This is a genomic window from Alteromonas sp. P256 (assembly GCF_036864455.1).
In the GTDB taxonomy this organism is placed as follows: Bacteria; Pseudomonadota; Gammaproteobacteria; order Enterobacterales; family Alteromonadaceae; genus Alteromonas.
The window spans coordinates 37,930-51,632 of sequence record NZ_JAZETM010000004.1 but is presented as its reverse complement, the minus strand read 5'-3'; the positions used below and the strand labels follow the sequence as shown (position 1 = coordinate 51,632).

14 protein-coding genes are annotated in these 13,703 nt (G+C 43.7%); 9 read left to right on the top strand and 5 right to left on the bottom strand.

The features are described from left to right. Nucleotides 1–5 precede the first annotated feature (5 nt). From V7R39_RS08095 to V7R39_RS08085, 3 genes are all read right to left on the bottom strand, one after another. On the bottom strand, nt 6–662 hold the full coding sequence (locus V7R39_RS08095) for a crotonase/enoyl-CoA hydratase family protein (protein ID WP_334029920.1): 657 nt from the start codon (nt 660–662) through the stop codon (nt 6–8). Nucleotides 663–756: 94 nt separating this feature from the next. Beyond that, the gene (locus V7R39_RS08090; protein WP_334029919.1) at nt 757–930 is read right to left on the bottom strand and encodes a hypothetical protein; all 174 of its coding nucleotides are present in this window, start codon (nt 928–930) and stop codon (nt 757–759) included. Nucleotides 931–961: 31 nt separating this feature from the next. Further along, complete coding sequence (locus V7R39_RS08085) at nt 962–1,366, bottom strand: hypothetical protein (protein WP_334029918.1); 405 nt, start codon at nt 1,364–1,366, stop codon at nt 962–964. A 355-nt stretch (nt 1,367–1,721) separates the two neighbouring features. On the opposite strand from V7R39_RS08085, the gene V7R39_RS08080 reads away from it, so the two are divergent. The 9 genes from V7R39_RS08080 to V7R39_RS08040 all read left to right on the top strand — a co-directional run bounded on the left by V7R39_RS08080 (nt 1,722) and on the right by V7R39_RS08040 (nt 10,978). After that, complete coding sequence (locus V7R39_RS08080) at nt 1,722–2,525, top strand: TrmH family RNA methyltransferase (RefSeq protein ID WP_334029917.1); 804 nt, start codon at nt 1,722–1,724, stop codon at nt 2,523–2,525. A gap of 98 nt (nt 2,526–2,623) precedes the next feature. Beyond that, complete coding sequence (gene ylqF / locus V7R39_RS08075; RefSeq protein ID WP_334029916.1) at nt 2,624–3,625, top strand: ribosome biogenesis GTPase YlqF; 1,002 nt, start codon at nt 2,624–2,626, stop codon at nt 3,623–3,625. Nucleotides 3,626–3,773: 148 nt separating this feature from the next. Then, on the top strand, nt 3,774–6,047 hold the full coding sequence (locus tag V7R39_RS08070; RefSeq protein WP_334029915.1) for a galactose oxidase early set domain-containing protein: 2,274 nt from the start codon (nt 3,774–3,776) through the stop codon (nt 6,045–6,047). 8 nt (nt 6,048–6,055) lie between these two features. Next, complete coding sequence (locus V7R39_RS08065; RefSeq protein WP_334029914.1) at nt 6,056–6,988, top strand: hypothetical protein; 933 nt, start codon at nt 6,056–6,058, stop codon at nt 6,986–6,988. A gap of 141 nt (nt 6,989–7,129) precedes the next feature. Then, nucleotides 7,130–7,672, top strand: coding sequence for a DUF2780 domain-containing protein (locus V7R39_RS08060; RefSeq protein WP_334029913.1), 543 nt, complete (start codon nt 7,130–7,132; stop codon nt 7,670–7,672). Between the two features lie 251 nt (nt 7,673–7,923). Further along, on the top strand, nt 7,924–8,409 hold the full coding sequence (locus V7R39_RS08055; RefSeq protein ID WP_334029912.1) for a WbuC family cupin fold metalloprotein: 486 nt from the start codon (nt 7,924–7,926) through the stop codon (nt 8,407–8,409). Nucleotides 8,410–8,851: 442 nt separating this feature from the next. Beyond that, nucleotides 8,852–9,073 (top strand): XRE family transcriptional regulator, encoded by a 222-nt coding sequence (locus V7R39_RS08050; protein WP_032097192.1) that lies wholly within the window; start codon nt 8,852–8,854, stop codon nt 9,071–9,073. 66 nt (nt 9,074–9,139) lie between these two features. Beyond that, nucleotides 9,140–9,769 (top strand): uracil phosphoribosyltransferase, encoded by a 630-nt coding sequence (upp, locus tag V7R39_RS08045; RefSeq protein ID WP_334029911.1) that lies wholly within the window; start codon nt 9,140–9,142, stop codon nt 9,767–9,769. A gap of 177 nt (nt 9,770–9,946) precedes the next feature. Next, nucleotides 9,947–10,978, top strand: a complete 1,032-nt coding sequence (locus V7R39_RS08040; RefSeq protein ID WP_334029909.1) for a LacI family DNA-binding transcriptional regulator — start codon at nt 9,947–9,949, stop codon at nt 10,976–10,978. 78 nt (nt 10,979–11,056) lie between these two features. Here the strand turns inward: V7R39_RS08040 and V7R39_RS08035 are convergent, their stop codons facing one another. Together V7R39_RS08035 and V7R39_RS08030 are read right to left on the bottom strand one after the other, a co-directional pair. Further along, nucleotides 11,057–11,638 (bottom strand): thymidine kinase, encoded by a 582-nt coding sequence (locus tag V7R39_RS08035; protein WP_334029908.1) that lies wholly within the window; start codon nt 11,636–11,638, stop codon nt 11,057–11,059. Nucleotides 11,639–11,643: 5 nt separating this feature from the next. Continuing rightward, a complete protein-coding gene (locus tag V7R39_RS08030) occupies nt 11,644–13,659 on the bottom strand; it encodes a putative bifunctional diguanylate cyclase/phosphodiesterase (protein ID WP_334029907.1) in 2,016 nt (671 codons plus the stop codon). Between the last annotated feature and the right edge of the window lie 44 nt (nt 13,660–13,703).

Genomic DNA, 13,703 nt, shown 5'->3' with positions numbered 1-13,703 from the left:
TTGAGTTAGCCTTGCATTTTGGCAATGGTGTCTTTTCTAAGCTGTATTTTTGATTCGGCAAAAGCAGCGCGAGGAAGCATTTTGAGCTTTTCAGCATAACCAAGTGCAGTGCGAAGCACTTGATCTTGAGGTACAGCCGCGTCTAAAAAGCCCGCCTTTACCGCGTCTTTACCCTCAAATATACGAGAAAATAGTAACGCTTCGGTTTGTGATGTGAGTGCCAACCTTGCTTTGGCGAGCTCCATACCAAATGCGGGCAGCACCATGCCAATGGCCGTTTCGTTTAGCCCATATTTTGTGCCGCCATCTTTGCCTATACGCAAATCTGCTGCCATTAGCATGATAGCGCCTAATGCAATACTATGGCCCTCTGCTGCAACAATCACCGGCAGTGGAAAACCGTACAAGCGTACTATAAGGTCTGCACCAGCTTGAACAAGCCTATGCTGCTCCGCTTTATCATCGCCTTTCATCACAGAAAGGTCGAAACCGCCACAGAATTTTCCCTCGCCGCCATGAAATACAACAGCGTTTGCATTGTTTTCTGCTTCATCAAGTGCAGTATTAAATTTCTCTATTAAATCAAAGCCCACCGCATTTACTTTGCCGTCGTCAAAGGTGATTACTGCAATGTCGTTCTCAATGTTAAAATCGAAAGCCATAAGTGTTATGCCCTTTACATATTACGTAAACTGGTATTACCAGAACCTGCATTGAGCATACGTTGCATCGAGTTGCTAATCAAATGCTTCATTTTCATAAATGTCTTGTACCAAAGACGTAATCACTTTTTTTTTTGTATCGACGCTGTCTTCGTCGTGCCTTTGCACCATTGGCTCTCCACTGAGCACGCTTATCGACTACCACGTCTTCCAAATCTTCTGCTCGATGAATTCTTGATGCATCTTTTGGTGATGTTCTTTGCGGCATAGTTTCCCTTAGTCAAATACAAATTCAGAGCTTAAAAATCGAACTTAGCTTGCTTGTTTCTCCAAGCCTTCGATTGATTATTTAAGGTGGTTAGGCACACTTGGTTATTTGCTATCTTTTCGCACAGTGCTTTTGCTGCTAGCGCTTGTTCTAAAGACAGGTTTTTATAAGCAGGAGATGGAATAACGTCATACCATGGTGCTTGGCAAATAGTGTCTAGCACCACCCTTTGAAAGCAATGGTCGTTATGTATGGGCCATGTGACAAGTCGATTTGCCGACTTAATTGATAGGCGATTTAATGACTTGGCCATCGTTGGCAATATAGTTTTGGTGTATTGCAAATACGATTCTATTGCCACAGAGCGCTCAGAATTTTCTGTGTTTTCGCTATTTGTGGTCGCTGGCGAGTCATTGTTGCGGTTTATAGCAGTCATAGTAGGTATTAGCTTTCCGGCTTTTTACAGGTTACTTGGAACAAATAGTCACAATCCGTTTCAACGATATTTTCACGATTTCTTATGACACCTCTTTCGCGCTATAACTAAAAATTTGTGCTTGGTTTGGTAAGAATACAAAAAAACAGCCTCTTACAGTGTTACATCTGTTTAAGACAGAGGTGGAATGAGTTAGTCACATAGCAAAGACATTTCAAGGGGGTAAGAAATCGGCAAATTTAAAAGTGCCCCCATTCTCACCTTGAGTTTTTACCCATATAACTTAAACTTGCGCCCACAAGCGGCGCACCTATTCTAGATGGTGTGACAATTTTAGACTCTGGAGCATACGTTAATGAAGCTAAGCGATGTGAAAAAGCTACACCAAAAAAAGTATCGAACTCAGTTCGGTTATTATTTGGTGGAAGGTGAACATCTGTTCTTAGAGTTATTGAAGTCGGCGCCTAAAAGCGCGGTGGCGGTATACGTTACTCCAGAATATGAAGCCTGGATTGACTCTGCAAAGGCAGAATATGCGCCATTGCTTAGCGATGATGTCATCCAGGTTCAAACAGTCACCTCAGTGCAAATGCAGCAAATAAGCGATACAAAATCACCTCAGGGGATTATCGCGAGGGTGCCGCTTCCTTCGATGCTTAATGAAGAGGAGCAGCGGCACACGGCATCAGCTGAAGAGCAGATGCAAAAGTCGGCAAGTAGCGCCACTTCAAAGCGCTGTATTTATCTTTATGAGGTACAAGACCCCGGCAACCTTGGTACAATACTGAGGACGCTTGCATGGTTTGGTGAGTTTAAGTTGTTGCTAAGCCCTAACAGTGTCGACCCGTTTAATTCTAAAGTGGTGAGGTCGAGCATGGGAGCAATCTTTCACGCTGATATGGAGCTTAATGTTCCACTTGAAAGCTTAACATCACGATTTTCTCAGTTCGCTTATTTGGACATGCACGGGCAAGAGGTAAAATCAGACAGCTTTGCTCACTTCGAATGTTACCTTTTTGGCAATGAAGCACGTGGCGTACCTACTGAGGATGTAAAGCGTCTAAACGCTACTGCATTTACAATACCGGGCAGTGGTAAAATAGACTCGTTGAACCTTGCTAGTGCGGTGAATATTTGTGCTTACGAGCTATCATGTTAACTAAACGTCATAGCACGACCACGATTTTCGATTAATTTTGTTTGCATTCATTGTTACTTATATTTTTTCAGCCCTCAATAAACACATAGGAATAACGCATGGCTCTTCAGTGGTTTCCCGGTCATATGCACAAAGCGCTCAAAGAAATAAAAGAGTCGCTCAGCCAGGTAGACATACTTATCGAAGTGCTTGATGCACGCATTCCTTTTTCCAGTGAAAACCCTGAAATTGCAAAAATACGCGGCGATAAACCCTGTATTAAAATCTTGAATAAGTATGACTTAGCCGACCCAGAAATTACGGCCCGTTGGCAAGAAAGCTTAGAAAAAGAGCGCGGCGTTAAAACCATTACTACATCAAGCGATAATCCGGGTAACAGCAAACAGCTTATGCAGCTTATCCGCAGCATATGCTCGCATAAAGATGGCCAGGCTAAAGTGATTAAAGCGATGATCACTGGTATTCCAAACGTTGGAAAATCTACGCTTATTAACATTCTTGCCGATCGAATTATCGCAAAAACAGGTAACGAGCCTGCCGTCACAAAAAGTCAGCAGCGTATAAATTTAGGAAGCGGTATTATTTTGTTCGATACCCCGGGGGTGCTGTGGCCGAAACTTGAAAACCCACACTCCATCTATCGTTTAGCCTCCTCTGGTGCGGTAAAAAACACGGCCATGGAATACGATGACGTTGGTTTTTTTGCCGCCGACTACTTAATAAAGGCTTACCCTGACGTTTTAAAAGAGCGATATAAGCTTGATGAACTGCCAGATACAGAGATTGAGTTTCTAGAAGCGGCGGCAAAAAGTCGTGGTGCCATCATGGCCGGTGGGCGCGTAAATCTGCATAAAATTTGTGAAATACTGTTAAAAGAACTTCAATCTGGCAAGTTAGGTCGCATAACTCTTGAAACGCCTGAAATGCTTGTGGCAGAACAAATGGAGATAGAAGAAGCGGCTAAGAAAAAAGCCGAGGCAAAGGCCAAGCGTAAACAGAAATTCAAAACGGGCTCTTTAACGCCTGACAAAAAAGACCGAAAAGAAAAGCGTGAAGAGAAGCGTGAGGAGCAAAGTCGCCGCATGAAAAAGTCTAAATAAACAAACCTGTTTTTACGCGTTTTTAAAAACTTTCATTTTTTTGCATCCAATCTGAAACGCAAGTCGTTTGGTTTACATGTTGTTAACAAGTCGGGTGGGTTTCGCCGTTGTTCGACAGCATGTAAACTTAAACAACAGGATGCCAAAAATGAAAACACGCCCATCACTTGTACCCGCATTAACACTGCTCTCTTTAAGTATTACCTCCCACTTTGCACTAGCCGATCGCAATAAAGGAAAGGTGCCCATTGTCACCCCCGAATGTGTGAACGAACAAATATGTAAACAAAAAGGACTATTTACCAATCCATTTGAAGAGCCGCTAGTGACTGGTGAGTTTGCCGATCAAAACAATACCAATATTAAAAACCCCCTTAATAACTACCCTGACAATGGAAAGTGCGAAGAGAATGATGAAGGGGTATTAAAGTGTAAACCTGCAGCGGGAAGTTTGGCACTTCTCAATGATGGCCGTATTTTGTATTTCAATGCCCTTGAGGGTACAGAAAACATTGAATACAACGCGCTTCTAGAAATTGGTTCAGCAATTGTAAACGATCAAACACGCGTGCTGACTATGAAAAACGGCAGCGCGAGTTGGATTGCCCCGTCGCCTGTTGATGCGGGGGCCAATCCTGATGGCAACGACTCAGAAACCCTTATCGGTGACATTTCAGGTTTTCTCGGCAATCCTATTGATATCGATTTAGGCACGGATGACGATAGAACTAACAACGATGGCGCGCTCTTTTGTGCAGATTTAGTAGGGTTGCCAAACGGCGAACTGATGGCGGTTGGCGGCACCGATTATTACCATGAACCTGGAGTGAACACCGAGCTTTTAGGTCAGCCGATTAACTTTGGCTTGTCTGAGTTAGAAGGCCTTAAAAATAGCCGAATTTTTAATCCTGACGATAATAGCTGGCGTAAAACCGGTGATATGAATTTTGGTCGCTGGTACCCAAGCACGGTGTCACTGGCAAACGGTAACGTATTTGTAGCCAGTGGCGTTACTAAGCTCGTAAAGCCAGTGTATTTAACGCGCCCTGAGACATCAGGTAGAAACGTAACGGTAACCGAAACCTACGATACCTCATGCGGAGAGTGGACAGACAATGGGGCTTTAGCTGAGCGCTCGTTGCCTCTATACCCACGCCTACACCTTTTGCCCAATGGGCATGTTTTCTACAACGGTGGCGGACAAGCATTTAACCCCTTCGGGCAAGGCTACGACCAAGCGTTGTGGAATATTGTTGCAGCTTACGATCCTAAGTCGCAAACTTGGGCCGATTTAGGGTTTGCTGGCTTACCGTTGCATTTAAGCGAAGCGGGCTTGGGCGACTTAACCAGCTTACTCAATATTACCAACACTGAAGCTGATAAATCACTCAGCGGGCTGCTTAGCGGCTTAACTGAAGAGTTTATTGCCAATCCTTTTGACGCTCTAGCACCTATTATTGACGACCCATCCAAGCTAGCAGACGTGCAGTCTGTATTAGGCGCAGGTTTCAGAGGCTCCACATTTTCTATGATGATGCCACTTAAGCCCGATGAAAATGGCAAGTACAGCAAGGCAGAGTTTTTAACTGCTGGTGGCGTACTATCTGGCGTTGCAGCCACTAGCCCTGGGCTTTACTTGGGCACAAACCTAGCGCGAATCGACTCTGTAACCATCGAGGGAGAAACCATGCTGTATGACTCTCGCTCGACAGGGAGTTTGTCACAAGGTCGCTGGTATGGCACAGGTGTGTTACTGCCGACTGGTGAAGTGCTAGTGGTATCAGGTGCTGACAGAGACGAGGTGGTACTTCCTGGTACTGGAGTGCCGATTTTACAGGCTGAAATATTCGACCCTGAAACCGAAACCTTTAGAAAGGTTGCAAAACAAAACCGCCCACGAACTTATCATAACTCAGCAGCGTTACTGCCTGATGGAAGTGTATTAATTGGTGGTCATGCCCCCATTAATACTGCTTATGCGTACAGCGTAACGTTGCCGGGCTTCTCACCTAATGACGGACGTGACCCTTCCTTTGAAATCTACAAGCCGCCCTACATGTTTGGCGATCGCCCTTCAATTGGAAAAAGAAGGAAGTCTGTGCACGTAGGTGAGCGATTAAAAATTAGACTTAAAAACAGTGACAAAGCAACGAAAGCGATGAACAAGCGAATTGAATCGGTTGTGCTAGTGCGACTCACTAATATTACACACCTTATCGACGGTGACCAACGAAGCGTAGAGTTACCTATTGTGCGTCATAGAAGCGGCAGAATTGTAGTGCAAATGCCTAAAGAGCAGGCCGTCGTGCCGCCTGGCGATTATATGCTGTTTGTCAACGCACGAGATGATGAAGGTAACTTGGTTCCTTCTGAATCAAAGCCCATTAGCGTTACCGGTGCACTATCTAACGTATGTCGATAGGGGGGATTATGAAACTACGTCTAATAAGCTTATTGCTCATTGTGTTTTCTCAGGCTATCTATGCGCACGGCAGCAGCAAGGTGGATGGAGAATGGCAACCAGTGCTAAACGCTAGCAAAAATAGTCATGTTGTAACGCAAATACAAAGCTCACCATTGGGCAACGAAATTCTTATTGCTTACTCGGGTGAAGGAAGGTTGGAGGTTCTTGCACAGGACAATACTCCGTTTATTCGTATCACTAAGCAAGGAGTGTTTGCAAATTGGGATCACCCGATGTGGTTTAAGGTTCAAACTGCGGGCCCAAGACCTCTACCTGAGTGGGTGAAAGATGGGAATATAGAGGCAAAATGGACTCAAGTTAGTAAAAATAACTATTATGGTTGGTACGATCAACGGCTGGTTAAAAGTGATGAACATGCCGATGAGTGGCAAATAGGCATTGCAGTAGATGGCGAGCGTGAGATGATTGATGGCTATTTCAAATCGCTAAACCCACCAGAAACACGCACGTTGGTAACACTAGATAACAGTGCTACGCCTATTGCCAACCTCAGCGCCATGATCATACCTGGCGTCGATAGTGCGATTAGAGTGAGTTATACCGGGGACCACCATATGGTGGTTCTCGATGAGCAAGATGAGCCAATGCTTCGATTTGGCCCAAAAGGTGTTGAAGCTAATACCTCAAGTACAGGTTGGAAAGCGTTGGGAAGGAAGCCTTATGGTGCAGCGGTTACTGATATTGAGTCTAAAAATACAGAGGCTTCTGATACTAAAAATAGCTGGGTTTTACTGTCATCCCACGCGGCGTACACGTGGCCAGACAGCCGAATTCAGTCTGACGAAACGGGCGATAGCTGGGCAATTCCCGTTTTTTGTCATTCAGATAAAGTCGTAAAAAATATTGAAGGTGGCTGGTTAGAAGTGGCACAACGGTAGCATTAATAAATGCACTCGATGGCCTAAAAAAAGTCATGAGATTACGTATAGAAAGTTAAACGTAAATCATACGTAAAGCTAATAGTGTGTTTACGCGTTTTGTTTTACCCTATCGGCAATATCAATTATTAGGGAAAAATTATGAAACGTGTATACGCGCTTGCTTTAGCTTCCATGCTAGTTGTTGCACCACAGGTACAGGCAGAAGGTTGGCTAGATTCAGTCAAAGATTTTTTAGGACTGGCCGCAGAAGGCGAAGAAGTGACGGGCCCAACAATTGAAGGAATGATGACGTCAGTTGAAGATGCAACGGGTATGACTTCTGAGCAAGTTAAGGGAAGTTTAGCTGCGCTATTTAGCTATGCTGAAAAAAATATCTCGGCAGAGCAAATCAACACGCTTAAATCAAAGCTGCCTAATTTAGACAGCCTACTTGCTGCGGCACCTGATGTGAGTGAGGTGAGCAGTAAAGGCTCTCTTGGTGGCTTGCTTGATAAGGCGGCTGGATACAGCGAATCTTTTTCAAATATGAATGAATTGAAAAAGCAATTTGACGCCTTAGGTCTCGATACTCAGCAAATTGCGCAAATCGTTGAGAGCGTTAAGGCTTACCTTGATACGGAAGAGGGGCAAGAGCTCAAGACCGTGCTAATGGATGGGTTATCATCGTTTAAAGCACCGTAAGCCAGCGCTTGCAAGGGTAAGCACGTCCTAGCGCGTGCAAAGATAGGCATGTTAGGGTATGTTTAAAAAGAACGAGCGTAATGCTCGTTTTTTTATTCTTGTTAGACAGGTTATAACAATGACAATCTGTATCACTGAGCAACGAATACAGTAGCTAATTCAGAAGTTTACTTAATAGCTAATTCAATAGCTAATTCAATAGCTAATTCAATAGCTAGGTTCAGTTCACCTATCAACGACGAGGGAATGCAATGAATAATGTGCAACTATTCGACCGCGCCGCTTTCGCCGCATTGAAAAATGAGGCTGCAAAAAGCCCGCGTAAACGGGCAAACTTAAATGTACATCAGTCTTTTGATGATATCGTGCAGCGCTTATTCATTGCTATGCTTCCCGACTCTTATGTCAGGCCTCACCAGCATATTCAGCGCCATAAGTGGGAGTTTTTTATGGTAGTTGAAGGAGCATTGGACTTATTATTTTTCGACGAGCACGGTGTGATGACCAACCGTATTACCTTGAAAGCAGGTGGGGAATGTACAGGGTTGGAGATTCCGCCAAACACCTGGCATGCCACGGTATGTTTTGAGCCTGTGGTCTTTATGGAAGTAAAGCAAGGCCCTTACGATGTCACCGAAGATAAGGGCTTTGCACCTTGGTCACCCGAAGAGGGCAGTGCAGAGGTGCCTGCATTTTTAACTAAGCTAAAAAGCGCGAATATTGGCACTGCATTTTAAGAGATAGAGAGAGCGCTGCAGCAGCTCAAAGACGATCTTATCCACTTTCCTTTTAGGAAAGCGGTTGTTATTGCCAGTAGCGATGGTATGTTTAACTATAAGTGTTATCCAAGCCACTATATCGCATCCACAACGATGCAGATGAGCTTGTTGTTGATTACACATAGAAATATCTAGTGAGCACAAACTCACTCAGTGGCAATAGTGTGCTTACTAGGTTAGAAGCCAGAAAATAGTTTTTTAAAGCCAAAGACATAAGAGAGTTATCATGCAAAACGTTTCACTATCTTATTTTTATAATTTTATCTACTGACCGCACCTGACGCGTGTTGTTCAGGGGCAAGTATTCGCTTCTGGGCATAGGTAAGAACGTTTTGCAAAAGCCCAGAAGGTGTGAACTAACTGGGCTTTTTTAATGCCCTCAATTTTTCGGTAATAACAAATGAAAGAACTTACATTAGGCGACATCAGAAAACAGCATCGAGTTAAACAAGAAGTGGTGGCCATGGCATTATCGGTGACAGCATCGGGGGTCAGTAAACTTGAATCTAAACGCATTCAAGATGTGTCTTTGCAACGAGCGGCTGCGTATTTAGCTGCCGTTGGCGGAAGTTTAACCATAGAGGTGACTTTACCCGATGGCGGAACACTGGATGTTGCGTAAACCGCGACAGAGCATGCGATAACATTTACTATAGTATGACGTTGATTATCTATTTAGGAATTCATTATGGCTGTTCATGAAATTACGCACCCTCTTATTGCTCATAAATTAGGATTAATGCGAAATGCTACTATCAGCAGTAAAGACTTTCGCGAATTGGCGTCAGAAGTAGGTAACCTATTAACTTATGAGGCAACGCGAACGCTACCTACCGAACGCGCGACTATTGAAAGCTGGTCTGGTGACAATGTTGAAGTAAAGCAGATCAAAGGCAAAAAGATTACTGTGGTGCCAATTTTGCGCGCCGGCTTAGGTATGCTAGAAGGGGTGTTAGAGCTTATCCCTAATGCCAAAATTAGTGTAGTAGGACTGTATCGAGACGAAGAGACTCTTCAACCAGTTGCTTACTTCGATAAGGTGGTAAAAAATATTGATGAGCGGACGGCACTTATTGTCGACCCCATGCTGGCCACTGGCGGCACCTTAATTTCTACTATCGATTTGCTCAAAGAAAAAGGGTGCAAAAATATCATGGGATTGTTCTTAGTGGCTGCACCAGAGGGTATTCGCAGCGTGGTAGATAAGCACCCTGATGTTGATATTTTTACCGCGGCTATTGATGAGCGTCTTGATGAGAGTGGTTACATCTTGCCGGGTTTAGGCGATGCCGGAGATAAAATATTTGGTACTCGGTAGGGCTCATCTGACGTTTCAACTTTTGTTTAAGTTTATGGAAAATATTTAAGTTTTGGTTATGAATCCGTTAATTTGGTTGGGTTAAACGTTTAAGTTAATGTTAGTATTGTGCGAAGCCCTGCTCGATAAGGTGCCATAGCAGTTATCGATTAAGATTCGCACAGTGAGTTACTTACAATGAATAAGACTAAGTTAACGCTTAAAGATGTCGCACAACAACTTGGCGTATCAACCGCTACTATTTCAAATGCTTTTAATCGCCCCGATCAATTATCAAAAGGGAAACGAGAAGAAATACTCGCCCAGTGCGAACGCATAGGCTATTCAGGGCCAAACAAGGCTGCGCAAATTTTACGTAAGGGCACGTCAAACATTGTTGCTCTTGTGCTTGCAGACAGCATTGCCTATATGGTGAGCGACCCGGTAGCCAGTACGTTTATCAAAGGGGTGTCCACAACACTTCAGCAACAGGGCAAGCACCTGCTTCTCTACGCCGGTGATTCAAACAGTATTTTAGATGTAGTAGACTTTGTGGATGGATTTATCTGCTATGGCGCACCGCGTAATTATAAACTAGCGCAAGAAATTGCAGCCCAGTCTAAGCCCGCCATTACTGTGGATTTTGATATCGATGATGTGCCTTCAATTAACATTGATAACGAAAACGCGGCGTATGAAGTAGCCAAAGCTGCAATCGATGAAAATGACATTGTTGCTATACTTGGTTTGCGGTTAATTGACTCACCGACTACCTGCAGAATTTATGATAGTCCGTTGATTGATGTGAACAGTTCAATCTCACATCGTCGTTTAGATGGCTACGTGCGCGCTGCAAAAGAGCTGGGCATTGAGATAAACAATGAATGGATTTGGCACCTTCCCGAGAGTGACAGAAGCTACGCCCGACAAGCAGCGAAAGAAGTGCTTATGAGCTCGCCGCGACCTAATACGGTGCTATGCATGAGTGATATCATTGCTTTAGAGCTGCTTCACAGCGCATTAGCTATGGGCATTGATGTGCCAAACGAACTCAAAATTACAGGTTTTGATGGCATTGAGGAGGCGGATAGAGCTAGGCCACATTTAACAACTGTGTGTCAGTCTAGTGTTGCCAAGGGTGAGGCCGCCGCCAAAGCGTTGCTCGCCGGTGAGGAACGCAAGCAAATACTGCCCTTTGATTTAAAGCTGGGCGAAACCATTCTCAGCTAATTATGCTAAAACCTTTGCTAATTTCATTTATTTATAATTAGTTCACGGTATCGGTATGTCCAAGCATTTCGAGCACGCTCAAGCGTTCCAAACCAGTTCCTTGAAGTGCTTGCGGCACATAGACTCATAGGTGTCGTTTCCGCCTATTTGAACTTGGTCTCCACCTGTAACAGCGTTGCCTTGTTCGTCCAGTCTTACCACAAAATTCGCTTTTCGACCGCAATGGCAGACGGTTTTTAGTTCGAACAGTTTATCGGCCCACGCAAGAAGATAATGACTGCCCTCAAAGGTTTCACCTAAGAAGTCTGTGCGCAACCCATAAGCCAGCACTGGCACATCAAGTTCATCAACGACTTCGACCAATTGGCGAACCTGCTTTTTAGTAAGAAACTGTGCTTCATCAATAAAAATACAGTCGAGAGGACGTTCTTGTTCATCTTGTTTAATTGAGGCGAATAAATCATCGCCTTTGCTGTAAAGTTTTGCATCAGCCTGCAAACCAATTCGAGAGGTCACTTTTCCAATGCCATAACGATCATCAAGCCCAGCAGTATAAATAATTGAGTGCATACCGCGCTCGCGGTAGTTATAGGCAGATTGAAGAAGAGAAGTGGATTTTCCTGCATTCATCGCAGAATAATAAAAATAAAGTTGTGCCATGGTGATTAATTTTTTTCGTTATACCAGTGTTTTAAATCTTCAAGCTTCATGGGTTTAGCGAAATAGAAACCTTGTAGATAATCTGTGCCCAGCATTGCTAAATGCTTAAATTGCTGCTCTGTTTCGATGCCTTCAGCTATGGTTTCACAGCCGAACTCTCTCGCTATTAATAGCGTCGCCCGTATTATGGTATCACTCTCTTCAGATGTATTCTTTACAAAAGACCTGTCTATTTTTATAAAATTAAATGGCATGGTTTGAAGTCGAGAGAGTGACGAGAAACCTGTTCCGAAATCGTCGATAGATACCTTTATGCCTTGACTTACCAATGCTTGCAGTCTTTTTGTTACTAATTCCTCATCGTTTGCGAAAACGCTCTCGGTAATTTCCAACGATAACCGCGACGGTGTTACTTGCGTGGTTTGAAGTACATTATCTAAAATCTTTATAAATTCATCATCTAACAATTGTGCTATTGACACATTGACAGACAAGCATAGTGTCTCAAACCCATGCCAGTGTGATAAATCGATTAACGCGCGATTAAGTACCCAAGCGCCTATTTCTGGCATCATCCCTGAGCGCTCCGCAAGGGGGATAAAGACATCTGGTGTAATATTTTCTCCGTCACAGTGCCATCGTAGCAGCGCTTCGACAGACGATAACCTTGCTGTTTTTACACTTATAATAGGTTGATAGTGCACACATAACTCGTCATTATCTATAGCGCTTCGCAGACGTTCGCATAAATACTGCTCGCGTTTTACCACATTGTGCAGTGCTTCATTGAATACGCCAACAGAACCCCTTTGCTTGCGTTTTTGGTCATACATAGTGAGGTCGGCGTGCTGAATTAAATCCATATCGTTTTCACCATGTTCTGGAAACATGGCAATGCCAATAGTAGCGTCTAAGGTAATTTGATTTTTATTCGCTGTGACTGGAATGGTAATACCACTTCGCATCGCATGAGCAACAGTTTTTGCAGTGTCTACAGTTACATAGGGAAGAAGTGCAACAAACTCATCACCACCCCATCGTGCAAGGTGGTTGGTTTCACAATATTTGCTGAGCCGTTGCGCTATTTCAGTCAGTACGATGTCACCTATTTTATGACCTAAGCTATCGTTCACTTGCTTAAACCCATCTAAGTCTACAAACAAAACGGCAAATGTTCCGTCCACTGCCTTTGTTTTTTCAAGCAATGGATTCATATGTTTCAGCAAACCGTTTCTATTCAGGAGGCTTGTAAGTGGGTCGTGATTAGATAAACGAAAAAGATCTTCGGTACGCTTTTGTACCTTCATTTCTAAACTGCCGTTAACGTCATCAAGTCGCTGATTTGTGTTACGCAAAAGCTGATTCACTCTATCAGTTTGCTGGCGTTCTCGCTTCATTTGCTCTACCAGCATCAAATTCTTAGCTTTGAGTTGAACCGTGTTTATGAAGAAATTGTTGTACCTAAACGCACTAGTAAAAAGGCCAACCCAAAAAACGATGCCGAAAACACCAAGAACAAAAAATTCATCATCATTAAACAGCGCGCATATAGATATAGGAAGTATTAATACTGTTCCGTAAAAGACCACTAATATTTTGCTGGGCGCGAGAAACGTACTTCCTCCAGCTGCCATATTGGCAATGACCACCATGGTAACGGCAAGCTCAATCATTCCCATCGAACTGTAGAGAAGGGTAGTATAAAGAGCCCAAATAGTGCCTGTTGTAATTAAGCCTACAGAAAAACGCAGTAGAGCGGGTGTTGGGGTAAACTCGGTGCCTCGAAGTCTTTTGCGCCAGTAGAAGGAATCTACCCATCGAGCAAAAAGTGTGACGGCCATTGCAAACAACAGCGAAATTTTTATTTTTGACACTGATGGGTCGGTGGGCTGAAAAAAGAATATAAGCCCGGAAAACAAAAATGCTGTCATGACTAGGCTGACAGCGGAGTTTTCCATGAGCATGTTCACTGTATCCCTGTCTACGCTCTCTTTAGGTATATCATCATCGTAAAGATGCAAAGTAGGCGCCTCTTTTCATTGCTAATGTATAGATTATTAATAAC

Bases quoted from the DNA above. Each gene is read 5' to 3' on its own strand.
- V7R39_RS08095 (WP_334029920.1), bottom strand. From the start codon at position 662: ATGGCTTTCGATTTTAACATTGAGAACGACATTGCAGTAATCACCTTT.
- V7R39_RS08050 (WP_032097192.1), top strand. From the start codon at position 8,852: ATGAAAGAACTTACATTAGGCGACATCAGAAAACAGCATCGAGTTAAA.
- V7R39_RS08085 (WP_334029918.1), bottom strand. From the start codon at position 1,366: ATGACTGCTATAAACCGCAACAATGACTCGCCAGCGACCACAAATAGC.
- V7R39_RS08055 (WP_334029912.1), top strand. From the start codon at position 7,924: ATGAATAATGTGCAACTATTCGACCGCGCCGCTTTCGCCGCATTGAAA.
- V7R39_RS08035 (WP_334029908.1), bottom strand. From the start codon at position 11,638: ATGGCACAACTTTATTTTTATTATTCTGCGATGAATGCAGGAAAATCC.
- V7R39_RS08060 (WP_334029913.1), top strand. From the start codon at position 7,130: ATGAAACGTGTATACGCGCTTGCTTTAGCTTCCATGCTAGTTGTTGCA.
- upp (WP_334029911.1), top strand. From the start codon at position 9,140: ATGGCTGTTCATGAAATTACGCACCCTCTTATTGCTCATAAATTAGGA.
- V7R39_RS08065 (WP_334029914.1), top strand. From the start codon at position 6,056: ATGAAACTACGTCTAATAAGCTTATTGCTCATTGTGTTTTCTCAGGCT.
- V7R39_RS08040 (WP_334029909.1), top strand. From the start codon at position 9,947: ATGAATAAGACTAAGTTAACGCTTAAAGATGTCGCACAACAACTTGGC.
- V7R39_RS08090 (WP_334029919.1), bottom strand. From the start codon at position 930: ATGCCGCAAAGAACATCACCAAAAGATGCATCAAGAATTCATCGAGCA.
- ylqF (WP_334029916.1), top strand. From the start codon at position 2,624: ATGGCTCTTCAGTGGTTTCCCGGTCATATGCACAAAGCGCTCAAAGAA.
- V7R39_RS08080 (WP_334029917.1), top strand. From the start codon at position 1,722: ATGAAGCTAAGCGATGTGAAAAAGCTACACCAAAAAAAGTATCGAACT.
- V7R39_RS08070 (WP_334029915.1), top strand. From the start codon at position 3,774: ATGAAAACACGCCCATCACTTGTACCCGCATTAACACTGCTCTCTTTA.